General features: G+C 34.0%; 24 protein-coding genes. 14 read left to right on the top strand and 10 right to left on the bottom strand.

Annotated elements, in window-relative coordinates; genetic code table 11:
* Positions 1 to 134: 134 nt before the first annotated feature.
* From porU to A0O34_RS15645, 3 genes are all read left to right on the top strand, one after another.
* Positions 135 to 4,043, top strand: a complete 3,909-nt coding sequence (gene porU / locus A0O34_RS15655) for a type IX secretion system sortase PorU (protein WP_066756501.1) — start codon at positions 135 to 137, stop codon at positions 4,041 to 4,043.
* A gap of 59 nt (positions 4,044 to 4,102) precedes the next feature.
* Positions 4,103 to 5,266 carry a type IX secretion system outer membrane channel protein PorV gene (gene porV / locus A0O34_RS15650; protein ID WP_066756499.1) on the top strand — a complete coding sequence of 388 codons (1,164 nt, stop codon included), beginning with the start codon at positions 4,103 to 4,105 and terminating at the stop codon, positions 5,264 to 5,266.
* 523 nt (positions 5,267 to 5,789) lie between these two features.
* Positions 5,790 to 8,072 carry an FUSC family protein gene (locus tag A0O34_RS15645; protein ID WP_066756497.1) on the top strand — a complete coding sequence of 761 codons (2,283 nt, stop codon included), beginning with the start codon at positions 5,790 to 5,792 and terminating at the stop codon, positions 8,070 to 8,072.
* Here the strand turns inward: A0O34_RS15645 and A0O34_RS15640 are convergent.
* Together A0O34_RS15640 and A0O34_RS15635 are read right to left on the bottom strand one after the other, a co-directional pair.
* Positions 8,053 to 8,667: a 4'-phosphopantetheinyl transferase family protein gene (locus A0O34_RS15640; RefSeq protein WP_066756495.1), complete on the bottom strand. Its 615-nt coding sequence runs from the start codon at positions 8,665 to 8,667 to the stop codon at positions 8,053 to 8,055. The genes A0O34_RS15645 and A0O34_RS15640 overlap by 20 nt on opposite strands.
* A 315-nt stretch (positions 8,668 to 8,982) precedes the next feature.
* Positions 8,983 to 9,513 (bottom strand): HugZ family pyridoxamine 5'-phosphate oxidase, encoded by a 531-nt coding sequence (locus A0O34_RS15635; protein ID WP_066756492.1) that lies wholly within the window; start codon positions 9,511 to 9,513, stop codon positions 8,983 to 8,985.
* Between the two features lie 163 nt (positions 9,514 to 9,676).
* Here A0O34_RS15635 and ahcY point away from each other — a divergent pair, with 163 nt between their 5' ends.
* Positions 9,677 to 10,990 (top strand): adenosylhomocysteinase, encoded by a 1,314-nt coding sequence (gene ahcY, locus A0O34_RS15630; protein WP_066756489.1) that lies wholly within the window; start codon positions 9,677 to 9,679, stop codon positions 10,988 to 10,990.
* A gap of 415 nt (positions 10,991 to 11,405) precedes the next feature.
* Positions 11,406 to 11,798 carry an inner membrane protein YiaA gene (gene yiaA, locus A0O34_RS15625; protein WP_066759762.1) on the top strand — a complete coding sequence of 131 codons (393 nt, stop codon included), beginning with the start codon at positions 11,406 to 11,408 and terminating at the stop codon, positions 11,796 to 11,798.
* A 116-nt stretch (positions 11,799 to 11,914) separates the two neighbouring features.
* Here yiaA and A0O34_RS15620 read toward each other — a convergent pair whose 3' ends face one another.
* Genes A0O34_RS15620 through A0O34_RS15610 form a run of 3 tightly spaced genes read right to left on the bottom strand, consistent with a single transcriptional unit; the run spans position 11,915 to position 14,432 of the window.
* Positions 11,915 to 12,481 carry a DUF6705 family protein gene (locus tag A0O34_RS15620; RefSeq protein WP_066756486.1) on the bottom strand — a complete coding sequence of 189 codons (567 nt, stop codon included), beginning with the start codon at positions 12,479 to 12,481 and terminating at the stop codon, positions 11,915 to 11,917.
* Between the two features lie 37 nt (positions 12,482 to 12,518).
* Positions 12,519 to 13,103 carry a DUF6705 family protein gene (locus A0O34_RS15615; protein ID WP_066756483.1) on the bottom strand — a complete coding sequence of 195 codons (585 nt, stop codon included), beginning with the start codon at positions 13,101 to 13,103 and terminating at the stop codon, positions 12,519 to 12,521.
* Positions 13,104 to 13,118: 15 nt separating this feature from the next.
* Positions 13,119 to 14,432, bottom strand: coding sequence for a hypothetical protein (locus A0O34_RS15610; protein ID WP_066756481.1), 1,314 nt, complete (start codon positions 14,430 to 14,432; stop codon positions 13,119 to 13,121).
* Between the two features lie 157 nt (positions 14,433 to 14,589).
* On the opposite strand from A0O34_RS15610, the gene A0O34_RS15605 reads away from it, so the two are divergent.
* The gene (locus A0O34_RS15605; RefSeq protein WP_066756478.1) at positions 14,590 to 14,967 is read left to right on the top strand and encodes a helix-turn-helix domain-containing protein; all 378 of its coding nucleotides are present in this window, start codon (positions 14,590 to 14,592) and stop codon (positions 14,965 to 14,967) included.
* 115 nt (positions 14,968 to 15,082) lie between these two features.
* Here A0O34_RS15605 and purE read toward each other — a convergent pair whose 3' ends face one another.
* Positions 15,083 to 15,586 (bottom strand): 5-(carboxyamino)imidazole ribonucleotide mutase, encoded by a 504-nt coding sequence (gene purE, locus A0O34_RS15600; protein ID WP_066756475.1) that lies wholly within the window; start codon positions 15,584 to 15,586, stop codon positions 15,083 to 15,085.
* A gap of 266 nt (positions 15,587 to 15,852) precedes the next feature.
* On the opposite strand from purE, the gene A0O34_RS15595 reads away from it, so the two are divergent.
* From A0O34_RS15595 to A0O34_RS15575, 5 genes are all read left to right on the top strand, one after another.
* Positions 15,853 to 16,758 (top strand): DMT family transporter, encoded by a 906-nt coding sequence (locus tag A0O34_RS15595; RefSeq protein ID WP_066756472.1) that lies wholly within the window; start codon positions 15,853 to 15,855, stop codon positions 16,756 to 16,758.
* Positions 16,759 to 16,847: 89 nt separating this feature from the next.
* Entirely contained in the window at positions 16,848 to 17,414 is a 567-nt protein-coding gene (locus A0O34_RS15590; RefSeq protein ID WP_066756469.1) for a hypothetical protein, read from the top strand.
* A gap of 6 nt (positions 17,415 to 17,420) precedes the next feature.
* A complete protein-coding gene (locus A0O34_RS15585; RefSeq protein WP_066756466.1) occupies positions 17,421 to 19,544 on the top strand; it encodes a cation:proton antiporter in 2,124 nt (707 codons plus the stop codon).
* 18 nt (positions 19,545 to 19,562) lie between these two features.
* Positions 19,563 to 19,922, top strand: a complete 360-nt coding sequence (locus tag A0O34_RS15580) for a hypothetical protein (RefSeq protein ID WP_066756463.1) — start codon at positions 19,563 to 19,565, stop codon at positions 19,920 to 19,922.
* 7 nt (positions 19,923 to 19,929) lie between these two features.
* The gene (locus A0O34_RS15575; RefSeq protein WP_157886039.1) at positions 19,930 to 20,679 is read left to right on the top strand and encodes a hypothetical protein; all 750 of its coding nucleotides are present in this window, start codon (positions 19,930 to 19,932) and stop codon (positions 20,677 to 20,679) included.
* Between the two features lie 50 nt (positions 20,680 to 20,729).
* Here A0O34_RS15575 and A0O34_RS15570 read toward each other — a convergent pair whose 3' ends face one another.
* Positions 20,730 to 21,842, bottom strand: a complete 1,113-nt coding sequence (locus tag A0O34_RS15570; RefSeq protein ID WP_066756458.1) for a 5-(carboxyamino)imidazole ribonucleotide synthase — start codon at positions 21,840 to 21,842, stop codon at positions 20,730 to 20,732.
* Between the two features lie 50 nt (positions 21,843 to 21,892).
* Positions 21,893 to 22,441, bottom strand: coding sequence for a DUF1543 domain-containing protein (locus A0O34_RS15565; protein ID WP_066756455.1), 549 nt, complete (start codon positions 22,439 to 22,441; stop codon positions 21,893 to 21,895).
* A gap of 85 nt (positions 22,442 to 22,526) precedes the next feature.
* Between A0O34_RS15565 and A0O34_RS15560 the strand changes: the two genes are divergently transcribed.
* Both A0O34_RS15560 and A0O34_RS15555 read left to right on the top strand, forming a co-directional pair.
* Complete coding sequence (locus A0O34_RS15560) at positions 22,527 to 23,357, top strand: sulfite exporter TauE/SafE family protein (protein ID WP_066756452.1); 831 nt, start codon at positions 22,527 to 22,529, stop codon at positions 23,355 to 23,357.
* Positions 23,357 to 23,740 (top strand): DUF1634 domain-containing protein, encoded by a 384-nt coding sequence (locus A0O34_RS15555; RefSeq protein ID WP_066756449.1) that lies wholly within the window; start codon positions 23,357 to 23,359, stop codon positions 23,738 to 23,740. The genes A0O34_RS15560 and A0O34_RS15555 overlap by 1 nt, the downstream gene beginning before the upstream one ends.
* Before the next feature lie 5 nt (positions 23,741 to 23,745).
* Here A0O34_RS15555 and gloA2 read toward each other — a convergent pair whose 3' ends face one another.
* Together gloA2 and A0O34_RS15545 are read right to left on the bottom strand one after the other, a co-directional pair.
* Positions 23,746 to 24,123, bottom strand: a complete 378-nt coding sequence (gloA2, locus tag A0O34_RS15550) for an SMU1112c/YaeR family gloxylase I-like metalloprotein (RefSeq protein ID WP_066756446.1) — start codon at positions 24,121 to 24,123, stop codon at positions 23,746 to 23,748.
* Positions 24,124 to 24,131: 8 nt separating this feature from the next.
* Positions 24,132 to 24,578 carry a nuclear transport factor 2 family protein gene (locus A0O34_RS15545; protein WP_066756438.1) on the bottom strand — a complete coding sequence of 149 codons (447 nt, stop codon included), beginning with the start codon at positions 24,576 to 24,578 and terminating at the stop codon, positions 24,132 to 24,134.
* 106 nt (positions 24,579 to 24,684) lie between these two features.
* Between A0O34_RS15545 and A0O34_RS15540 the strand changes: the two genes are divergently transcribed.
* The gene (locus A0O34_RS15540; RefSeq protein ID WP_066756436.1) at positions 24,685 to 25,770 is read left to right on the top strand and encodes an endonuclease/exonuclease/phosphatase family protein; all 1,086 of its coding nucleotides are present in this window, start codon (positions 24,685 to 24,687) and stop codon (positions 25,768 to 25,770) included.
* The last annotated feature ends 79 nt before the right edge of the window (positions 25,771 to 25,849 follow it).

The following is a 25,849-nucleotide window of genomic DNA, read 5'->3' as shown; positions in this document are numbered from 1 at the left end:
AAAAAATAAATTATTCAATAAATCAAGTAAAGATTTGATTTTTTTGAAAAATGTTCACAAATTAATTTTATTGTATCGCAATTTAATTCTAAAATTTTCATTTATTTTGTAATTTAGAAATTTCAAAATCAAACATGAAACAAAAAATCACGCTTTTATTCCTATTAAGCTTTGTATCAGCGATTTGGGCTCAAAAAACGGCCATCGATTGGGATGGAGCCAAAATTCAAGATTTCGGTGAAACAAAACTGAATCTCCCCAACTTTAAAAATGAGGGTTTTTCGTATGGCCAAAATAATGTTTTTATCACTACCAAACAAAAAATTGGAGAAAAGCAGCTGAAAATTTCTAATCTGGTTTGGGAAGGTATTTCCAACAGAGAGTTATTTGAATTAAATAAAGACTTATTGCCAAACTACGAAGTTACAGATATTACTTACTATAATCTGGAAGGTGAAAGATACGCAACCCTAAACGTTTCTTTATTTAAAAATGTAAAAGGACGTGTTCAAAGACTTTCATCATTTGATGTTTCTGAAACATCTTTATCTAATAATTTTGGAAATGCAGCTAAAGTCGGAACAACAAACAACCCTCTTTCAACTGGTGGTTTTTATAAAATAAAAGTTGACAAGTCAGGAATTTTTAAAATTACAAGACAGTTTTTACAAGATAATGGAATTAACCCTTCTTCAGTAAATCCTAAAAATTTAAGAGTTTACGGTAACGGTGGAATTATGCTTCCTGAACACAATCAGGATGTAAAATACAGTGCTTTGCAAGAAAACGCTATACAGGTTGTAGGTGAAGATGACAATGTGTGGAATGACAATGATTATGCTTTATTTTACGCGCAAGGACCTACTGGTTACAATCTTTATGACACCGGAAATGGTAACGGTTTCAAGAGAGTAGAAACAAGAAATGACAGAGCAAATCATCTTAAAAACATTTATGATGATTTTTCATATTATTATATAACTTTCGATAAGGGAGTAGGAAAAAGAGTGCAGGCTGTAGATGCCAATTTACCTGCAACAGCTTTAATTACGAGATACGATAACTATCAAGTGATCGATAATGATCAAAAAAACTTACTAAAAGTTGGAAGAATATGGGTAGAAGACGCTCCGTTTACTACAGAAAAAACGATTACGCTTAATACGAACTCACCTATCCAAGGCTCAGATATTATTAGATACGGAACCAGAGCAGTTGGTTATAAAGCTCAACAAGATGTTCTTACAATCAGTATTAATAATCAAAATCCGATTCCGTTTAACGTACCTACCAATTCATCCAATTATATTTATGATTTTAGTCCTATAAAATATGAAGGAACAATAACAGGTTTAACGGGAAATCAGATTACTTTTAAGTATACTCCAAATATTACATTTAATCCTAACGGGACTTTCTATATGGATTATGTGGAAGTACAGTACAAAGAAAACCTAAGTTTTAATGGTTCACAAATGAGCTTCAGAGATTTTTCTCTTGCCAGTGGCACCAATACAGGTTATGGTTTCAGTATTGCAAACACCTCTGCAATGGAGCAGGTATGGGATGTTACAGATATCACTAATGCTAACAGAAGAGTAAATAAAGCAACAGGAAATGCTAATTTCAACTTTGGATATATTACGGGAAACCAAGATTTTAATAATGAATTTGTAGCTTTTAGAGCAGATGCAGCTTTTACCCCTCAGTTTGTTGAAAGAATTGCCAATCAGGATCTTTCAGCGTTGCAAAATATAGATTATCTGATTCTTACGACTCCGGAAATGATGGGTCAAGCTCAAAGATTAGCCAATTATCACCAGACAAAAAGCAACTTCGCTGTTCAGATAGTGGACATTAATAAAATCTACAACGAATTCGGAAGCGGAAGCAGAGATCTTACAGCAATCAGAGATTTTGTAACCAAATTAAATACCCCAGCTGGAAAATTAAAATATGTATTTATACTAGGAGATACATCTTATGATTATAAAAACAGAATCCCAAATAACTCAAATGTTGTTTCAAGTTATGAAAGTGAAGCATCCGGAGATTTTGTAAACTCTTTTGTAACGGATGACTATATTGTAATGACACAGCCTCAGACGGCTCAATTCATCACAAGTAATCTTCCCGATCTACCGATTGGAAGAATTCCTGCCGCAAACACGACAGAGGCATCTAATATGATGGATAAGGTTTTGGCTTATTACAACAGCCTTCCTAGCCAGTCAACTCCTTTTGGAGAATGGCGTATGAAACTTGATTTCGTTGTAGATGATGATCACGATGAAAATAGTAGTGCTACTCCAATACCATTCCATACTACAATGAATAATGCTTTGGTAAGTGTTTTCGAACAGACAGGTCCTACTCTTAAAGAATACAACGTAAGAAAACTATATCTTGACGCATTTCAGGCTCAAAGTACAGCAGGAGGACAAAGATATCCACAGGTAAATCAGGCTATTTCTAATGATATCGGGAACAGTTTATATCTTTTCTATTTCGGACATGGAGGTATCAATGGATGGGCTCAGGAAAGAGTATTAACGACAGATGAAATTCAGAACTCAAATAATTTCTCTAATATTTATAGTAGATTTCCATTTGTATCAACAATAACATGTGAATTTACATTATGGGATGATCCTGAGATATTCTCTGCAGGTGAGCAGTTTATTAAATTAAAACAAGGAGGGGTTTCTACAATGATCACTTCCAGCCGTGCGGTAGGTATTGGTTATGGTATTGCATTTACTGATACTTATACGAAACAAATTTTCAAAATGGTAGGTGATGATTTTATTTCTTTAGGAAATGCTCATTTAAATGCCAAGAAATTAAGCGGAGCAGACTCCAATCACTTAAAAGTAAATCTACTTGGTGATCCTGCAATGAAATTAAGCAGACCTCAACGTTTATTAATAATTGATAATATCGAAACTCCGGTTCCGGGATTGATCAGAGGTCTTGATTTTGTAAAAGTTAAAGGACACATTAATAATCTAAACGGAACAATTAACACAGGCTTCAACGGAAGAGTTGTTATTAACATTTTCGATAAAAGATTAAACAAAAAAACATTAAATAACGATGGAAATCTTACCGTTCTTAATTATACAGAAGAAGGAAGTGCCATCGTAAAAGCATCAGGAACAGCTGTAAATGGAGTGTTTACTGTAGAATTCTACGTTCCGAAAGATATTAATTACGCCATCGGAGAAGGAAGGATCTTAGCTTATGCGGATAACAAAGCGACAGATGTATTCAACAATCAGGCGGTACAGGTCGGTGATATCAACCCTAATGGAATTAATGACAGCGAACCGCCAAAAGTAAAATTATACATGAACAACACCAACTTCGCTAACGGAGGTATCACCAACCAAAGCCCAATGTTGTTAGCATGCGTTACAGATGATACAGGAATAAACTCTACAGGATCTGGTATCGGTCACGATATTACAGTATATTTGGACGGTCAAATTATCAATACAGTTGTTCTGAATGATTTTTATGCTTCAGGAGAAGGAAACGGATGTTTGAGCCCAAGTTTAGCAGATTACCAAAAAGGGAATGTAACCTACCCTTTCAGGAATTTAGCGATTGGTCAACACCAATTAACATTTAAAGTTTGGGATATAAACAATAATTCGACAACCTCTACGTTAGACTTTGAAGTTAAGGATGAAGCAGACCAACACTTGGTGATTAACAGACCATTGAACTGGCCAAACCCATTTACAAACAAAACCTACATTCAGTTTGAGCATAATTGTGATGATATTTTGGATGTAAATGTTCAGATTTATACAATTACAGGAAAATTAGTAAGAACTTTATCTACACCTGTTGTTGCAGAACCGTTCCTACAGGGCTTTAGAACGCCACGTCAGGCAATAGAATGGGACGGAAGAGACGATTTTGGGTCAACAGTAGCAAAAGGTACGTATATTTTTAAGATATTTGCAAAAAGTCAAAACCAAGAAAAATGCAAAGGAAGTGCCACAGCTGTAGAAAAAATGGTACTTTTGAAATAAATTAAAAAATAATAGATAATAATATTAACAAAAAACTGATAATATATAAAAGACAACATATGAATTTAACTACTAAACTGCTTTTAGGAATTGGGTTAGGTGCTGGTTTTTTAGGGTATGCTCAAGATCTAAGTCTTGTAAGACCTGTGTTAACCGGGGCTCCATTTTTAAGAATCGCACCAGATGCTAGAGCCGGAGGTATGGGAGATCAAGGTGTAGTTACCTCTCCTGATGCGTTTTCTCAATTTTGGAATGCAGCGAAATATCCTTTTAGCAGATCAAGTTCTTCCGTAGGTATCAACTACACGCCTTACATGGGAAAACTTACCAATGATGTATTTTTACTATATGGTGCATTCCATAAGTTTCTAGGGCAGGAAGAAAGATCTACCATCTCTGCGAGTATTTATTACTTCAATATGGGTGAAGTAGATTTAACTCAATTAGTAGGTTCAGAAGTTACTTCTATGGGTACGTCTAAGCCAAACGAATTCTCAATTGATGTAGCGTACGGTCTAAAACTTTCAGATTCTTATTCAATGGCTGTAACGGGTAGATATATTCGTTCAGACTTGGCCGGAGGTTTCAACACAGATACAACTCTTAAACCTGCAAACTCATTTGCAGTAGACATTTCAGCTTACTATACATCTCCAAGATTCTCAAGTATCGGAGGATATGATGGTAAATTGAATGCAGGTTTAGCAATCCAGAACTTAGGTCCGAAATTAGATTATACAGGAAACGAAGAATCTAGATCTTATCTTCCAACAATGGCTAGATTAGGTATCGGTTACGATATGTTCTTGGATGATGTAAACAGAATTGGTCTTAGCGTTGAAGGATCTAAACTTTTAGTTCCTGGTTCTGAGTTTATCGGAATGGATCCTAATACAAGACAACCAATGTACGCAGTACCAAACGTTGGTCCAATAGACGGTATCAGCAAATCTTTCAAAAACCCTAACAGTATCATGTATAGTGGAGCGCTGGAATATTCTTACAATAATGCATTTGCTGTAAGAGGTGGTTATTTCCATGAAAGTGAAGAACAAGGGGCAAGACAATTTGCAACTGCCGGTATTGGTTTAAAATACAACTCTTTCGGACTTGATATTTCTTACCTTATCAATATGTCTAAAATTAATACAGCTTTAGATAACACGCTTCGTTTCGGGTTAACTTGGAACATCGGAGAGGAAACTTCTAATGTTGATAATTAATACAATATAACATACAAGTTTATAAAAGCTCCATTTGATGGAGCTTTTTTGTTTTTCATCACAAAACTTTATATTTTTAAGGAGCTTTTTGATTACATCGAAACGCTATATTATTTTTTATTTGAAGCTTTTTCCCGCTCTCCGCACTCGCTATTTTTTTGGTTTCAGCGCGGCGGCTTTGCCGCCGCGCTGAAACCAAAAAAATGAGCTCAAACAAATGCTGCGATCAGGGCTAGGACTTCAGTCATTCCTTTCAATTTCGAAATAAAAACCCACTTTCTCATCCGTAGGAATCCAAACACGAATCTTTCCATTACGATTTTCTACAGCCAGAGCCTTGTCAAGATTTTAAACCTTGACAAGGCTCTGCAAAGTAAGTGGAAATATTCACCATTCACTTGCGCAGCAAAATTGACAATTCACCGCCATCCATTTTTAAATTTCAATATTAATTAATAAGATATCTTAACAAAAGTCTTATTTTTATAAGGCTTTTTTTGTTTTGTATAAGTATTTTTGCACAATGAACTATTCCGCGGAACTCAAAAAATTCGTAACAAGTCAATATGTATATTCTGCTATCAGGATTACATTGGCTACCGTTCTGCCATGTTTAGTTCTCGCCCACTTCGGAATTCTGAAAGAATACTTCCTCTTCCCTCTCGGAACCAGCTTTGTAGCACTTTGTGATCAGCCGGGACCATTTATAAGAAGAAGAAATGCATTAACATTTGCTATTTTCTGCTTTGTTCTCGTTGCGCTTATTGCAAGTTTGGTGATGCATGTTAAAATTCTGGTCTTTCTCGAACTTATTGTTTTCGGGATGTTTTTCTCTTTGATCGGCGTGTACGGACAAAGATTAGCCGCCGTTGGATCATTATCATTGGTTGTCATGGCGATCTTTATTGATGGTCATCTTAGCGGAGTCAATATTTTTAAAAGTTTATTGATTTTCGCTTCCGGCTGTGCTTGGTTTTTATTGATATTTCTAGTCGTAACAACAATTCAGCCTTATAAATTAGCCAGTCAGATGATTGGTGAAAATTATCTTCAGTTAGCTGAATTTTTAAAGATCAAAGCCAATTATTATCAAAAAAATCCGGACTTCGATAAACTGACAACACAGGTTATTGCTAAACAGATCGGAATTAAAAACTTGCAAGAAGAAACTCGTGAAACGGTTTTCAAGACAAGAACCATCGTTAACGAATCTACAACAACAAGCCGACTGCTGATGTTGATGTTCCTTAATTCAATGGATTTGCACGAAAAATTAATGACTTCCGAAAGTGATTATCAAAAGCTTCAACAAAGTTTTGAAGACAGTACAATCTTAGTCCATATCCACGATTATCTCAATTTATTGGCGGATGAGATTACCAATATTGGGATTTCCCTTCAAATCGGAACCCGTGCAAAACCGATGACCAATCTGGATTTAGCACATAAAAATCTAAATGCTCATTATTTCGAGCTTAGAAATAAACAGCTGTCTCCCGATACTCTTGAAAATTTCATGATTTTACGCCAAATATTAATGCGTATCAATGAAATTACAAAAGAGATCAACGAGATCTATAAAGTATTTTCACAAGATGTAAAGCTGGCAAAAAGTCTTTCAACCGGATTGGACTTGAAAAAATTCATGCCTAACGAAGAGAAGCTTAATTTTAAAGTTTTAAGAAACAACATTTCTTTATCTTCATCACATTTCAGGCATGCATTGAGAATTACTATTGCTTTATTATTAGGATATCTTTTTTCCATGTTCCAGTTCTTTGCAATTGGTCATGCCTATTGGATTTTAATTACAATAGTTGCCATTTTAAAGCCAGCCTACTCCATCACAAAACAGCGGAACTTACTTCGTTTATACGGAACCATTGCAGGGGCTTCTGTTGCGTATGCTATTTTGCATTTCGTACACATTAATGCAGTTTTATTTAGCATCCTGCTTTTAAGTATGATCATGTGTTTCAGTTTTCTGAAAGGTCGTTATTTCTGGGCGGTTTCATTTATGACGATTTATGTTTTCCTGAGTTTTAATTTTTTAAGTCCGGGGAAAGTTGACGTTATTTTTAAAGATAGAATTGTAGATACAATCGTGGCAGGAATTATTGCTTTTGTGGTTTCTTACATCGTTTTACCGGTTTGGGAGCATACTCAGAATTTAGATTTAATGAAAAAATCTGCGGAAAGCAATCTTATCTATTTTCAAAGTGTTATTTCTAAATTTTTGGAGGGAGACTTTGATATTGAAGATTATAAAGTAAAGCGAAAAAATGCCATTATTTCATTAGCGAATCTTTCCGATAACTTTCAAAGGATGATTTCTGAACCTAAAAATCAGCAGAAAAAATTGGAGGTTGTTCATCAATTTGTGGCAACTTCACACCTTATCACTGCATACACTGCTTCCCTTTCTCAATATTCAAAAAACAATGAAGAATATCCCGAAATTGATGCAGAAAGCTGGAGCAGAAAAATAGAAGCCGAAATGCAGAAAGTTTCCGCGTTATTGAATGGTGATGAGATCAACGAAACCCTGAAAATGGAAAGCCGCATCGAACCCGAAGATTCTTCTATTGATGATTTGATGTTGAAAAGAAGAACCGAAATTGAAGAAAACGATATCGTAGACAGAAGAGATCCCGATAAAATTTCTCATTTAACGGAGTTGAAAAACATTCATGATGTGCTGGAATTGATCTTTGATGTTGCTAAAGAACAGAGAAAGGTAATCGAAAAATATAAAAGCGAATCCGAAACTACAGAAACCGTTAAGGCTATTCCTCAACAATCGTAAAACAGTAATCGTCGAAGAATTTTACGCGTGCTTTAAATTCATCAGAAAACTGATCGTCATAAACTCTGCAGCTTATATCGTGAAGATGTTTTAATTCAAAACCTTTTACTTCATAGTTCTTCTTCAAAGACCAATATTTGGAGTGATGAATTTTATACATACTTTCTTTCACGCTCCAAATGATCGTATAAAAGGTTGCTTCATTATCAAAAGGAATGAAACCTCTTTCATTTTCATACGTGAATTTATCGATTACCCTTAAAATTTTAGGATTAAATTTTTCAATATCAATTCCAATCTTATTCTTAGAAATAGCAATTGCTGCAAAAGGAAAAGAATGCGTGATAGAAATTTCTGCATCTTTAGGCGAAAGAAAAGGTTCTCTTTCCTTATATAATATCTTGGAATTTGGTTTTAAACCTTTCAAAAGTTTACGAACCATCAATACTTCCAGCAATTTTTTCGGATGATAATCTTTTACTTTTTCTGCATTTTCGGGCTCCAGAAGTTTATGAATATCCAAATCTTCGGTTTCATCGTATTTCCATACGAGAATCGTGGCATTGTCATCAGAAAAATCGCGATACAGAGGCATTGATAAATTTATTGAGTAAAATTAGTGAAAAAAATTGGGCTGGAAGCTAGGAGTTTGAAGATGGAAGTTTTACTACTAACCGTTAAACGTGTGGTTTGTCATGTGAAAATATTTAAGGAATACTTAAATGTACAACGTTGAGATGCTTCCAGCATGACAAACTGATCGTGAAAATTTAGATTGAAATTAAAAATTAAAACAAAAAAAATTCACTCGAATCCTAAGATTCAAGTGAATTCAACATTATTTTAAAGCTAAAAAATAAAGCAGTTAGTAGTAAAACTTCCCACTTCCATCCTCCAGCTTCCCTCAAACTTATTTAGACTGATGATTCACTTCATTTCTATGCTCCATAATTTCTAAATTTTCATCTACAAAATAAGCACTTCCGAATCCATTTACATAAGAACCTTTAACCGGATGTAAACCGATAAGGATAAAATCTTTCATTTCAGCGATAACATCAACTACTTTTCCGTGAGTTTCTTTTAATTTACCAACAACAGAATTCCAAGTATCAGAATCTCTTTCAATTTGAGAAGTAGTTGCTTCGATTGTTAAACGCTCACGAGCATAAATCTGTTTTGTAGCAGAGTCGTCTTCGATGAACATTACAGAAGTTTTTCTTCCGTCTGCAAGATTCTTAGTATGCTTTGCCATGAAAGAAACCAAAATATAGAATACATTGTCTTCCTGTACAAAAGGTGCATAGCTCGAATTAGGTGTTCCTTCTGCATCAACAGTAGCTAAAATTATACTTTTCGTATTAGCGATTAGTTCTTTTACTTTTGGAGTAAGAGGTTTTGCTTGTCTCTGAGCTTCGTCCTGTGTATTTGTATGATTCATAGTATAAAAATTTATCCTTGCAAAAATAGGTTATTTAGACTAAATAAACTTAATTTAAATAAAATTTCATATCATTAAACCGAACCGGCTGTTTTTGTATCTAAATTATTAATTGTAATTTTGCTTCTTATTATAATTCGAATTAAAACTTATTCATTAACATATGAGTACAACAACACAATACGTTCCTTACAAAGTTAAGGACATTTCCCTAGCAGAATGGGGAAGAAAAGAAATTACCCTTGCAGAAGCAGAAATGCCAGGTTTGATGTCTATCCGTGAAGAGTACGGACCGTCTCAACCGCTTAAAGGAGCAAGAATCGCTGGATGTCTTCACATGACAATTCAAACAGCTGTGCTTATCGAGACTTTAGTAGCTTTAGGTGCTGACGTTACTTGGTCTTCTTGTAATATTTTCTCTACTCAAGATCACGCTGCTGCTGCTATTGCTGCTGCAGGAATTCCTGTTTACGCTTGGAAAGGTCTAAACGAGGAAGATTTTGACTGGTGTATCGAGCAAACTTTATTCTTCGGTGAAGACAGAAAACCATTGAACATGATCTTGGATGATGGTGGAGATTTAACAAACATGGTTTTTGATAAATACCCTGAATTCACAAAAGATATCAAAGGACTTTCTGAAGAAACTACAACTGGAGTTCACAGATTGTACGAAAGAATGAAAAACGGAACTTTGGTAATGCCTGCAATCAACGTAAACGATTCAGTTACTAAATCTAAATTCGACAACAAATACGGATGTAAAGAATCTGCAGTAGATGCTGTAAGAAGAGCGACAGACCTTATGTTAGCTGGAAAAAGAGTGGTAGTTTGCGGATACGGAGACGTAGGTAAAGGTACTGCAGCATCTTTCAGAGGAGCTGGTTCTATCGTTACTGTAACTGAAATTGATCCTATCTGTGCGCTTCAAGCTGCAATGGACGGTTTCGAAGTTAAAAGATTAGATACTGTTGTTGATAACGCAGATATCATCATCACAACTACTGGTAACTTCAACATCGTAAGAGGAGAACACTTCCTTAAAATGAAAGATAAAGCTGTTGTTTGTAACATCGGTCACTTCGATAACGAAATCGATATGGCTTGGTTGAACGAAAACTACGGTTCTACAAAATCTGAAGTTAAACCACAAGTAGACATCTATACAATTGAAGGTAAAGAAGTTATCATACTTGCAGAAGGAAGATTGGTAAACTTAGGTTGTGCAACAGGACACCCAAGTTTTGTAATGTCTAACTCATTCTCTAACCAAACTTTGGCTCAGATCGAATTATGGACAAACTCTGCTGCTTACGGAAACGAAGTTTACATGCTTCCTAAGCATTTAGATGAAAAAGTAGCTGCTCTTCACCTTAAGAAATTAAGCGTTGAATTAGAAGTTCTTTCTACTGAACAAGCTGAATACATCGGTGTTGACGTAAAAGGACCATTCAAACCTGAGTACTACAGATACTAAAAAATGTCATCCTGTGCTTGCCGAAGGATCTCAAAATATAGAAACTCTCCAATTTTTTGGGGAGTTTTTTTGTTGTAAGAATGTATTATTTTAACTAAAAAATTGACAAGCAAAGCAAATTAACCATTCACAATTCACTTTTTCAGGAGCTTAATCCGGCTATCCGCTCATACTCCTCGCTCCCACACTCTCCAACACCTAAACCCTCAAACCCTCCCACTCTTGCTGTGGGGTAACCGCTGCTATCCGGGCTAGGATGTTAGGAGTGGTGACTTCGAGAACCTCAGCCACCAAGGAATTTTTGTTATCCTTTTCAAAGTTTCAAGGCAAAAAAAGACTTATTTATTACCGTATTTTCCCGATGTTACGTTATATAAAAAATCGATATATTTGGCGTTTAACAAAAACAGTAAGTATGAAAAAACAAAATGTATCAAATGCATTTATAGCAGCATCTTGGGTTGCATTGGGAGCAGGAATGATAGGATTTATCGTAGGCCTTGTAAGAGCAGAAATGCTATTGAATGAAAAAGGATATTATTTCACCGTCCTACTCTACGGTTTATTTGCGGTTGTTTCTTTGCAGAAAGCAGTTCGTGACAGATTAGAAAATATCAAAGTGACGGATATTTATTACGGGATCTGTTGGTTTGCAACTTTATCTTCCATCATTTTATTAGCCATCGGATTATGGAATGCCACCATCCTTCCTAGTGAGAAAGGTTTTTATGGCTTTGCATTTTTACTGGCGCTTTTCGGATCTATCGCGGTTCAGAAAAACACACGAGACAATATGCTTCAGGAATAATAGAAAAACTCTCCAACATTTGGAGAGTTTTTTATTTAATAAATTTCACTCTTTAAAATTTATTAAAAAACAAAACAAGCCTCACTAATTGTAATGAGGCTTGTTTTATAAGATACTTATTGTTTGGTCAATATAATCTCTTTCGGTAATGGATCTGGTTGTTGATCAATAGGTTTACCATAATAAAAACAACTAGAATCCAAGCTTTGTGGATAGTCTTTATATTTAAACTTTAATTCTTTTTTTGAAGAATCTGTAAATCCAATCATAATAAGACCTACTTTATTGCATAAATCCGGATCAATATATATTAACTCATACTTTCCACTAGGATGAATACGCATACCTTGTATTTTTGAATAATTATCTTCAAGGGAAAGATTATCAAAAAGAGTTTTACCATTTAAGTCTTTTACCTGAAATTTGCCCCAGAGCATATCTTTGTAATATGGATTTTTTTGTGCAAGTGTATCATAATATTTCACTTTTTTGAAAACAATAGTAAATGTTTTATTATTTGAAATCCCCTCCCATTTTCCCTCAAAGGCAGGTAATTGATTATCTATATCTTTTATATAAGCATTTAGGGGAAGCTCATTGTTCATGCTAGTTAAAGGAAGGACTTCTTGTGCATTACAGAAAAATGTTCCTCCTAATAGTATAAATAAAAATAGTTTTTTCATATATCATCATTTGGAAAAGCCTCCGAAGAGGCTTATTTTATTGCTTAGTAAAAATTAAATCTTTTGTCTCAGGAAGATAAATATTTATATTTGTTCCATTTGGACATTTACTACTATCAAGAATCATATCATTTGGTCGATATTCCCAAGAAAGTTGATTTAAGTTTAGTTTTTTCAGATATATACTTCCCCAGCCAACACCACAATTTGTACCTCCATAAGAAAACATTACTAAATTATGATAAGGATTAATCATTGTACTGAAAATAGTGTGTCGAATTTGATTAATATCAAAGTTCATATTTTGAGTATCTTGGAGCACATTTCCAGATGAATTTTTAACAATGAACTTTATAGATAAAACATCTTTATAGAATTTTTGACTTCCAAAACTTTTTAGTTTCTTTTCTTGTTTATTTATATAAATCGTAATATTATTTCCATTATATGTTGAAGTATATGTTCCAATATATGGATTTAATTCATTGTTTAAGTCTCTTAAATAAGAATAATCAGGTAAATTTCTAAAATCTGTATTTAATGGATGTTCTTGTGCTTTACAAGAAAAAAAACTTATAAAAAAGCTAAAAAGAATTATTGTTTTAATATTTATTGTTTTCATATTGTATTTTTTAATTTATTGTGAGCATGTTGATGAAGTTGGTTGATTACTACTATTAAGACTTACTATTTTTACTGTACCATCGTTTTCAATTCTTTGCAGATTTACTTTTCCATCTAGTCCCATATTTTTTAATGTATCAAAAAATAATTTTTCTAAGCCGTCACTATTTAGATTTAAATGGTCACTTGAATAGGCATTATCTAATAGAAAAAGGTCTTTATAAGTTATATAATCATTTACATAATTATCTAACTGATCTTGCGAGAAATTCGTCAAGGAATCTTGATAGTTTCCGTTAAACCAAATAACATAATGCATGCCATTTGGAGCTACCATTCCTAAATAAGCATTATTTACATTTGCAGGGTTAGAAGTAGGCTGTGCTCTTGCAAAACCTAATAATTGATCTACATCTGGAGGTGATAACATTGGTATCCCTGACGGTGTGTGGTTGTGATAGCCTCCTGCATATCCTGTTTTATCTCCCAAATCAACACTATGTGCACCTCCTGTTATTGTTGCAGAAGGTGTTCCATCAGCTTTAAATTTTATCCCTTTTTCACCACCTTGGGTAGATTGAGTTTTTAGTTCTTGAAGACCAGCTTGCATTTTAGGATTATTTATTATGCTTTTCGTTTTCGCACAAGGATCTTCCGGAGGTTCCGGATCTTGGGGATCACCGCCGCCTCCATAATCAGGGTAAGGATAGCCTGGATCACCGCCTCCACCCATACATTCACCATCTGGCAATACAATACCCGTACAGTTTTCTAACTGCTGTTTTGTGCAGGTAGTAACCCTTGTAGACACCCAAGTGCCTGTTCCATTAGGATTATCTTCATTATCAGGAAGCCATGTAGAAACAGTCTTTGTTACACAGACTAATTTGTTAGTTCCATTGCTAATATCTGCATTGAGAGCTCTTTTAGGGTTTGGAGAAATATAGTTTTGAAAAAAAGCTATATCATTCTGAGACTCTGTGTAGATAAAATATACTTTAGCTCCATGTCTGGGAACCTGCAATACAGAAACTACTTTTCCGTTATCAACCACGGGAACCATCAAAAAACTTTCATCAAACCGATCCATGGTTGTAGCATAATCCCAAAGTGGAATTCCATTTCCTTTTTTTATTTTGGTTTCGTTTTCATTATAGACCTGCATTACATTTTTGATGTATTTCTCATCTTCTTTCCACAAACTCTTGGATTTGTATTCTTTAGAAGAAGGATCTGTGGATGATGCAATCTCATCGTGTACACAGGAATAAAGCGAGATGCTAAAGACTATTAATAAAAATAGTCTGAGAATAGATTTTTTTCTCATTTGTTTTTACGTTGTTAAATATAATATTTTTTTATAACTCTACAAATATGTGAAATAGTCTACAATATACAAAACCTGTTTTTGCATAATTCTACCCGATAGGCGGGTAAGTTGTTTTGATGAAATTATTTTTATATTTGTGTAAAATAAAAAAGACATGACCAACAACGTTGCAGAGAAAATAAAAAGATTACGAAAGTCTAAAGGATTTTCTCAGGAAGACATGGCTGAAAAATTACATATTTCTCAATCTGCATATGCCAGAATAGAGACAGGAGAAAGCCATTCGTGGGCTGCACATATAGAAAAATTAAGTGAAATTTTTGAAGTAAAGCCTGAAAATTTTCTTACCGATGAAACAAATAATCTTGAACAAGAGAATACAGATCAAAAAGGCGGAATGGCTTTTCAGTTTGTAGGAACAATCAATACAATCAATTCTCTATCTGAAAAGATAACGGAATTATACGAAGAACGTATCGAAGAGTTGAAAGAGCAAGTATCCTATTGGAAAAATAAAGCAGAAGAAAAGTAACATTCCTAAAAATAGAAAAGCCTCACAAAATGTGAGGCTTTTTAGTGAATTGTAAATGGTCAATTACCAACTTTAAAATTGATAAGCAAAGCAAATTGACCATTCACCATTCACCTTATTTATCATATTGATTAGGATGATGAGCTTTGATATCATCCACAGTTCCCAATACTTTATCTTTTAAAGCTTCCTGGTATTTTTGAAGTTTTTCAGCAACCTCAGCATTACCCGTTCCAATAATTTTTGCGGCTAAAATTCCGGCATTTAAAGCACCGTTCAATGCTACTGTTGCAACAGGAATTCCGCCCGGCATTTGAAGGATTGATAATACAGAATCCCAACCGTCAATAGAATTACTCGACAAAATAGGAACTCCAATTACAGGCAAAATTGTACAACTTGCTACCATTCCCGGAAGGTGTGCAGCACCTCCTGCTCCGGCAACAATTACTTTCAACCCTCTTTCCTGAGCTGTTTTGGCGTAATCAAACATTCTTTCCGGCGTTCTGTGAGCCGAAACCACTGTAAGCTCATACGGAATGTTCAACGTTTTTAAAAAATTCGCAGCCTGTTCCATGATCGGCAAGTCGCTCTGACTTCCCATAATAATTCCTACCATCTTCAATTTTATTAGATTTCAAAGATAAAGAATTTTAAAATTATGAGATAGTGAATTGTTAATGGTGAAATGATGAATTTTGCTTCGCAAGTGAATTGTTAATCATTACACTTCCAAGTCGAAAATTGACAATGAAATGAATTCACTATTCATCATTTCACCGTTATACAATTCAAAAGTTCCTCTGTTCCCATCTAAATTCACCAAACTGTACCCATTGTGTTCATTTCAAAAAAGATATATTTGCTTACCACTTTTATTCTATTTTGAAAGATTACAAACTTATTTTTGCTGTCATTACCGTAGCTCTTGTTTGGGGTACAACCTTTCTGGCGATCCGTGTCGCAGTAGAAACTATTCCGGCTTGGTTTGTAGCTGGAATCCGACAGTTTTTGGCATCAATGATTATGTTGATAGTTCTTCTTTCAAGAAAAGAATTTAAATGGATCGGTTGTAAAAACTTAGGTTATCAAATCATTTTCTCTTCATTAATGTTGGTCGTTGCCAATGGAATGACCACCGTTGCAGAAGAAACTGTATCAAGCAGTCTGGCTTCTCTTATAAGTGCGTCCTCTCCTATTCTCGTTTTTCTGGGAAGTGTGGCAATTGGTTTACAGAAATTTAGTTTTAGAGCTTTTCTAGGTGTTTTAATGTGTTTCAGCGGAATATTATTCATTTTCTGGGACGGAATAAAAGATCTCGCCAATCCAGATTATAGAATGGGAATTATTTTTCTATTTTGTGCTATTGCAGGATGGGCTTCGGGAACGATTTTTACTAAAAAATTAAATATTCAAAGTGGAAATATCTCCTTGAATTTATTCTATCAATTTCTATTTGCGGGAATTGTTCAGATCATTTTTGCTTTTATCTTTTCCAATCATTATAATTTCGAAAACTGGACTTTAAAAAGTATTTCTGCAATGATATATTTGTCTGTTTTTGGTTCTGTAGCTGCATTTTTTGCCTTTCATTATGCTTTAACCAAGATCTCGCCCGTTCAGGTTTCAATATTAGCTTATTTCAATACCATTATTGCTATATTTCTAGGATGGCTCATTATGGATGAAAATATTACCATTAAATTTATCATGGCTGCCGTTTTAATTATCATGGGAGTTTTTATTATTAATTATAAACCTGAGATGTTTAGAAAACAGAAAGTTGTATAATTTTTATTAACTACAACCTCCTATTTTCGGGAATTCAATTTCATCATTTGCGTTTTTTTGCTTATATTGTTTAGACCAATATACTCAGTATGCTAAAAAACACACTATTTATACTTCTGGCAATTCCATTCTTTTTTGTAAGCTGTAATGATAAAGAAAAAGAGAGCAGTCTCATTTCCAGAGAACAGCAACTACTTCAAAAAGAAAAACTCTTTGCCCAAAAAGAATCCGAATATCAGGCATTATTAAAAATGAGAGACAGTATTTTTTCAAAGAAAGATTCTGTTAAAATCGTGATGTGGCCTACAGAAATTTCCGGAGACTGGACAGGAAAAGTAATTTGCACAGAATCCAACTGCAGTGATTATGTCGTTGGAGATCAGCGTATAGATACCTGGGAATTTGATAATGATTCTACTCAATTGGTTACCAAAATTATCAACAATAATAATCTCGTAAGATTGTACGCGGGCAAATTCGATCATAACGAAATCAAGCTTAATTTCAAAACAGATTCTACCGCCAAAAAGAAAGTAGAAATGAATATTTTGCTTAATGATATTTCTGACAATAAAATCAGAGGTACCAGAACCGTAACGGTAGACAATAGCTGTCTGGCCAAATTCTCTGTCGAATTAGTACGTTCCACAAAATAAACACCTATGATCTTACTAAGCATACATAATCTGAGTCTTCCCATAGAAGATCCGGTATTAAAGTTCCTGTTGGTTCTTATCATTATTCTTGCAGCACCGCTTTTGTTGAATAAAATTAAAGTTCCGCACTTATTGGGATTAATCATCGCAGGTGCTGTGATCGGACCAAATGGCTTTAATGTTCTATCAAGAGACAGTAGTATTGTCGTGACCGGAACTACCGGTTTGCTGTACATTATGTTTCTTGCCGGACTTGAAATTGACATGGGAGATTTTAAGAAAAACAAATGGAAAAGTCTCACTTTCGGAATCTATACGTTTGTCGTTCCTTTTGTGTTGGGCTTTCTGGGCGGATATTATTTTTTACACTTTAACATTCTGACTTCCGTACTTTTTGCCAGTTTATTTTCATCACATACTTTGATTGCTTATCCTTTGGTTAGCAAGTTGGGAATTGCAAAAAATCTGGCCGTGAATATTACCGTTGGCGGAACAATGATCACAGATGTTCTTGCTCTTTTAGTTCTTGCTGTCGTGGTCGGAATGTCGCAAGGAGATGTCGGGACTGCATTTTGGGTAAAACTATCGGTTTCGTTTATCGTTTTCGCTCTTATTGTTTTGTTGATATTTCCTATGATTGGGCGTTGGTTCTTCAAAAAAGTGGATGATAAGATCTCACAATATATTTTTGTCTTGGTCATGATTTATCTGGCAGCCATGTTAGCAGAATTGGCAGGTGTTGAAGCTATTATCGGGGCATTTTTTGCAGGCTTAGCTTTAAACAGACTTATTCCACACACTTCTTCGTTGATGAATAGAGTTGAGTTTGTCGGAAATGCTATTTTCATTCCTTTCTTTTTAATAAGTGTAGGAATGTTGATCGATTTTAAAGTTTTCTTTGAAAGTTTAGAAACCCTTGAAGTTGCCGGAATCATGCTTATCGCCTCCATCGGAGGGAAATATATTGCGGCTGTGGCTACTCAAAAAACATTTCGCCTTTCAAAAGATGAAGGAAAACTTATTTTTGGGTTGAGTTCGGCTTCTGCTGCTGCAACATTAGCTTCTGTGATGGTTGGATACAATATTATTATTTCTGAAACCGAAACCGGAGAGCCTATAAGGTTATTGAATGAACATGTCTTAAACGGAAGTATTTTATTGATCTTGGTTTCATGTACAATTTCATCATTTATTTCCATGGCGAGTGCCCAAAAAATTGCTGAAAGCGATAATGAAGATACCGTTTCGGGAACGAATCATGAAGAAGAAAATATTCTGTTGGCCATTAATCACGAAAAAACAGTGGAAAGAATGGTCAATCTCGGGATTTTAATAAAAGCGCATTCCAATACCGAAGATTTGTTTGCATTGAATGTTATTAATGAAGATAAAAATGAGTCTTCCGTAAAAAATGCAGAGAAATTATTGCATCAGGCAACCGATGCGGCGGCGGCGGCAGATGTGAAATTGCAGGCTTTGAAGAGGTATGATAACGACGTAATCAACGGTGTACACAATGTCATCAAAGAACAAAATATCACAGATTTGATCATCGGATTGGAAGATGAAAAAGGCTTCTCCCCTTCTTTTGTCTACAATCTTTACAACGGTTATCTACAAAATGATGATGTGAATGTTTTGGTGTATCATGCGGCCCAACCTCTTTCAACCATCAAAAAATATGCGGTGATGATTCCTCAAAATGCTCATAAAGAAGCCGGATTTTTCCATGCACTTCTCAGAGTTTGGAATATTGCGAGAAATTCCGGTGCTACGGTAGTCTTTTATACTCCAGAGAACATTTTAGAAATCTTACAAAAGATCATCAAAAAAGCCAATATCGAAGCAGAATTTATCATCATGAACAATTGGCGAGACGGTGAAAAAACCGCTGCCCAATTAAAAGAAGATGAAGCATTAATCGTTTTAATGGCGAAAAGAGGAATGCAGTCTTACATTCCGCAAATGAGAATTATCCCGGAATTATTGAATAAATATTTAAATAATAACAATTATCTTCTTATTTTCCCGTTTTCGGAATTTGATAAAAATAATCCCGAAATACGATCTGTAGGAAATCATGGAGATTTTGTGGAGATTGGGAATGTTATTCAGAAGATTTTTAAGTAATTTATTTTAAATTTAATAATGAAAAAAACCATAATAATTATAGTTTCAATACTTCTTGTATTTGTAATTGCATTCACTGTTTACTGGAATTTACCTATTGAAATTACCCGAAAATCTGATGTACAATTTGGAAATCAATTAATAGAAAATATTGAAGTCTATAAAACAATCAATAAAAAACTCCCTGAAAATCAAGATTTAAAAACACTTGAAAAATTAGGTTTCAAAAAAGAAAATCAGAGTACAAAACCCAATTATGCAACAGATAATCAAGGTACTTATGAGTTAATATATATGGATGAATTTGATGGACCATATCTGATGTGGAATTCCCAAGAAAAAAAATGGACGATTGATTATCCGAAAATTCATGAATAATTTAATAATGAAAAATATAGTTTATTTACTTTTCATTATTATCTGCTCTAGCTTATATAGCCAAACAAATAAGAGAAAAATAAGAGATAGTCTGGACGAGGAATCAAGCAAAAATTTGACTCATCAAATTCTTGTAGATTTTAAAGATTTAAATTATACTAAACTTAATCAAAAGATCATTTCAGATATTGATTTTAACCAATTAAAAAATGAAAATTTAGTTTTTTATTTTAGTAGCTTACGTCGACCGATAATTCTAATTTCTCCTCATGATGAAGTCTCTCGAAACGTGAATCCTGCTTTCAATCAGACTATATTCTGGAATAAAAAAACAATAAGGTTTATTAGAAAAAAGTATCATAAAAATTTAATTCCTTTTCTAAAGGAAGCAAATTCTTTTTTGTTTGTAAAAAACAATAAACTTGAAAGCTATTCAGGAAGTTTCAGCAGTTATGACCTTAATGATAAAAAAAAATTATTAAAACTTTCAAAAAAACGGAAAAAGGGATTAATATTAAAGACTCAAAAAAATTCACAAGAAGAATTTTATTATTTCCCGTTTAAAAGCAAAAACCTAACAATTAACACTAATAAGGAAACTGAAAATTTCAATACTTTATATTTAGAATTTCATAACAAACTTAATAAAATTGTAGTTGTGGACTTTATATATAATTTAAATTATAATAATGTCACTCACAAAACTTATCAGTATAAAAACAATAATTGGGAAGAGGTCTCATTACTAAAAGAATAAAGAAAAGCTGTAGTTATAATTACAGCTTTTTCTTTATTCTATATTTTTAATTATTCCGCAATCACTCTCACCATTTCTTTCACCTTCACCAATTTCTCCATCAGCTCTTCCTTCGAGTCTGCCAGTACATTAATGTGCCCCATTTTTCTTCCGGGCTTGGTTTCAGTTTTTCCGTAAAGATGAACATAGGTTTTTGGCATTTTCAGCACATCATCCATTCCTTCATAAATAACTTTTCCTTCGAATCCTTCTGCGCCAACTAAGTTTAACATTCCACTGAAAGTTAGAGAATCTGTATCCGCTAAAGGTAGGTTTTTTACCACTCGATACATTTGTTCGAACTGTGAATTGGCATTTCCTTCCTGACTTTGGTGTCCTGAATTATGCAATCTCGGAGCCGTTTCGTTTACCCAAATTTTTCCTTCCTGATCTAAGAATAATTCGATCGCAAAAAGTCCGGGAGAATTTACAACCTCTAAAAATTTCTCTGTAATAGAATCAATTTGTTTCTGAATATCCTCATTTAAAAAAACCGGACAGATGTTGAAATCTAATAAATTCAGTTTGGGATCTGCAACCATTTCCGTTACGGGAAAAGTCTTTGTTTCTCCGTTTTCATTTCTTGCAACAATTACGGAAAGTTCTTTATCAATATCAACTAAACTTTCAATCACAGAAGCTTCTTGCCAAAGATTTTGAAGATCAATTTCATTTTTAATTACCTGAACTCCTTTTCCGTCATATCCACCCGTATTCATTTTTTGAACAAAAGGTAATGGCATTGTAATTTCTTCATCCCTGTTCCAAACTACCTGAAATTCAGGACTTGGAATGTTATGCGTTTTATAAAATTCCTTTTGAAGGATTTTTTGTTGAATAGTTTTAATAATATTAGAATTCGGAACTATTTTTACGCCTTGCTTTTCAAGTTCAGCCAAAGCTTCAGCATTTACATGCTCGATCTCAATCGTTACAACTTCTTTATCTTTACCAAAATTCAAAACCGTTTCATAATCATTGAAATTTCCCTGCGTAAAGTATGAGATGTTGTGACAAGGTGCATCAGAAGCGGGATCCAGCGTATAAAACTGATCATCATATTTCAATGCTTCCTGAATCAACATTCTTCCAAGCTGTCCTCCTCCTAAAATTCCTATTTTCATTCTTCCTTTTTATTTTTTCTATTAGATTTAATTTAAAGCTAATTTTATTTTTAAACTTTATCGATTTTCAGATATCCCAATCCTATTTCATTTTCCTGATTTTCGGCATCGGATTTAATTAAAATAATCGAGTATTTTTCTTTCGTCTTTTCGGGCAGAATATCATTTACATTAAAAATATCATCAATATCTACTCCATGCTTGTCATCAACATGACTTACAGCGCCTTCGAAACCCATTATTTTATAAAACTCTGTATTTTTCGCTCTTTTAATGATCTCTCCCATTGATTTTCCGACCATCAAATGCTGTTCGTGAAACTCCTCAAAGTGTCCTCTTTTATATCCACCTAAATTCAGGAAGTATAATTGATCTTCCGAAGTGGCGTCGGTTTTTTCAACAATTTTCACTTCATAACCGTCTGCAAACTGCACTTTCTGATGACAGTCAAGGTGAATTTTACCGTCTGCTTCCTTCCAAAAATCCTTCATATCAGGAACTAAATCTTTCAGGCTTTCTGCAATTCCGAAAAAAACATCATGCTGCTCAATATTTCTACCTTTAGGAGTTGCTCCCAGAATGACATAAAATAAATTCATTTCTTTGTACGTTTCTGCAAAATTACGTTAAAATAATCTTTTTTAAAAGTTTGTCAGACAACGTCAATAGTTTTATATTTGTACCATGTCAGAAATCATTATTCTCTTTCTTGGAGCCATCTCAGCAGGGCTTTTAGGCTCGCTTACTGGTTTAGGAGGAGGAGTTATCATCATCCCTTTATTAACGCTGGGTTTCGGCGTTCCTATGCATTACGCAATCGGTGCTTCATTAATATCTGTGATCGGAACTTCTTCCGGTGCGGCGGTAGCTTTCGTTAAAGAAGGCTTTACCAATATGAGGATCGGAATGTTTTTGGAGATCGGAACCACAGCCGGAGCCATCATTGGAGCTTTAGTTTCTGGAATGCTGAATCCGAATACATTGGGAATTATTTTTGCAAGTATTCTTCTTTTGACGGTTGTTTTAAATCTTAAAGGAAAACCTGATCATCAGGAGCCTCTGATAAAAGGCAGCTTGGAAGAAAGACTAAAATTATACGGAACATTTCCTGACAAAGGCGTATTAAAAAGCTATTCTGCAAGAAATACAGTTCCCGGGTTTTTGATGATGATGTTTGCAGGAGCAATGTCCGGATTATTAGGAATCGGTTCTGGTGCATTGAAAGTTTTGGCAATGGATAACATGATGAGACTGCCATTTAAAGTTTCTACCACAACCAGTAATTTCATGATCGGAGTAACCGCTGTGGCGAGTGCCATGATTTATTTCCAGAGAGGTGAAATTATCCCCGTGATTGCAGCTCCCGTTTTGGTAGGTGTTGTCGTTGGAAGTTTTATCGGTTCAAAAACGTTAATGGTTTCTAAGACTAAAAAACTAAAAACATTCTTCGCCATTGTGATCACAATCTTGTCGATTTACATGATGTATAACGGTATCAATAAAAGTTTCAGATAATGAGAAAGAATTTCACTGATGTAGATCTAAACCGTTCCGTTGGAAATCTTTTGAGGCTAGGTGTTCTTTTATCTGTAGCCACATCGTTAATTGGTTTTATTAAACTTTTCTTTGAAGGTTTTGAAATGCCTAAAAAATATACCAGCCTAGATATAGGATCTTCTTCCGAAAAAGTTTGGAGCCACTTCTGGCATTCTCTTGGTGCAGGAGAAGGAATGGCCATTATTCAATTGGGAATTCTTATCCTTATTATTACACCTTTAATGAGAATCGTTTTTGCTTTGATAGGTTATTTAAAAGAAAAAGACTACGTTTATGTAGTCATTTCTTCGATTGTTTTAGCCATTATGGCGATCAGTTTCTTTACAGGTTACGCTCATTAATTTAACTACATTTCATAAAACTCTAAAGGCAATTTGTCCGGATCTTGGGTAAAGAAAAACTCTTTTCCTGTGAATTCATCGATTCTTATTTCTTCGCAGTTTAATCCTTTATTAATTAATTCTTCCCGTTTTTCATTGACATTTTCTACCGAAAAAGCTAAATGTCTTAAACCACATGATTCTGGACGAGACGGTCTTTCTGGCGGGTTGGGAAATGAAAACAATTCGATTACGTAATGTTCTCCGATGGCTAAATCAAGTTTATAAGATTGTCTTTCTTCACGATATACTTCACGAATGATATTTAATCCCATCACTTCTGTGTAGAATTTTTTGGAAACTTCGTAATCTGAACAGATGATTGCGATATGATGTATTTTCATTTTAAAATTTATTTTAAATTTTCGCAGTTTTCCTTTCTTCTGGTATCAATTAAATATTGAATTTTCCAGATATTATTTTGCTTTACCAATTGAAAACTGTTGGCTCCACAATGTAAGAATTTTCCTTTATAATAGAATTGGTATGGCGTAAAAACACTTGCTAAATTTCCGTCAATATGAATCGCTTCAATGGTTATTCTTTCATCAAGATCATCTTTTGAAACTTTAGAAATTGAAGAAATAAAATCGGGAATATTATCTGTTTTTACTGTTCCGTCTTTTGTAATAGTTTGAAGAATAGCAGCATCAGAAAAAACTGTTTTTAACAATTCTGGATCTGCATTTTTCATGGCAAGAAATAAATTTCGGATAGGTTTTTCAACATCCTGATTTTTAGATTGCTGTCCAAAACAAAAAGTACTTAATAATAAAGTAAGAGCTAGTATTTTATTCATATTATTTTTCGGTTAAATCATACAGAATAAAAATAGGAAAATAAAATATAAACTGTACATCAATTTAAAAACTAAAATCATACTTTTAACCCTTTATTCAAGAAATATGTGGAATGTTTACCTTATCTTAGTTGTACTGTTATTAATTTTAACGCTTTTACCTAAAATTCAAAATTCACATTGGGTATTTAGAGTTCCTGAATTTGGTAAGATCCAGATCACTTATTTCATTATTATTACTTTTATTTTAGGCTTTTTGGCTGATTCTCATTCAGAATATTTCTGGTATTTTCAAGGTTTTTTAGGATTAATGTTTGTTCATCATGGCGTTATATTGGTAAAATATACTCCTGTTTATCCTGTGAAAAAACATTCAAGACAGCAGAAATCATCTCAAAAAATACATTTTATTTCAGCAAATGTGTATCAATTCAATACAGAATACAGCAGATTTATTAAATTAATAGAAAAATACAATCCTGAAATTTTTCTGACAATGGAAAGCAACGAAGATTGGGAAAAAGCGATGCAGCCTTTGGAAAAAGACTATCCCTATCATCATAAAGTAACGCTGGAAAATACCTACGGAATGCATTTTTATTCTAAAATAGAAATTAAAGAGGCTAAAACACATTATTTTGTTGCTAATGATATTCCGAGTATTGAAGTGCATTTAATGACTGAAGATGGATTTTCATTTGTCTTTTTCGGGGTTCATCCACCACCACCAAGTCCTACCGAAGAAGAAACTTCAAAAGAAAGAGACGGTGATTTATTGAGTACAGCAAAACGTGTAAAAAAAATTGATAAGCCCGTAATTGTTGTGGGAGATTTTAATAATGTTGCGTGGTCAAAATCGTCGATATTATTTAGAAAAACGAGTCATTTGATTGATCCTAGAATCGGTCGTGCTTTTGTGTCAACGTTTCATGCAAAATACCGTATGTTGAGATTTCCGATTGATCTGATGTTCCATAGTGAAGATATTTTTATTGAAAAGCTTACTACTTTGGAAAATTTCGGTTCTGATCATCTTCCCGTTTATTGTGAATTTTTTATAGATCATCACAATGATCAGCAGGAAGAAAGAATAGAAAAAGCGACTACAGAAGAAAAAATTCAAGCTGAAGAAATGATCCAGGAAGGAAAAGAAGAGGATGGGGAGCGTGATGCGGTTGTGACTGAGGATTGATTTTAATATGTTTTGACTAAAGTCAATTGTATTCCTATACAACAAAAACGGGCTAAAGCCCGTTCCTATTGATGTTTAA

This window comes from Chryseobacterium glaciei (assembly GCF_001648155.1).
Classification (GTDB): domain Bacteria; phylum Bacteroidota; class Bacteroidia; order Flavobacteriales; family Weeksellaceae; genus Chryseobacterium; species Chryseobacterium glaciei.
This window is presented reverse-complemented; position numbering and strand designations above follow the sequence as displayed.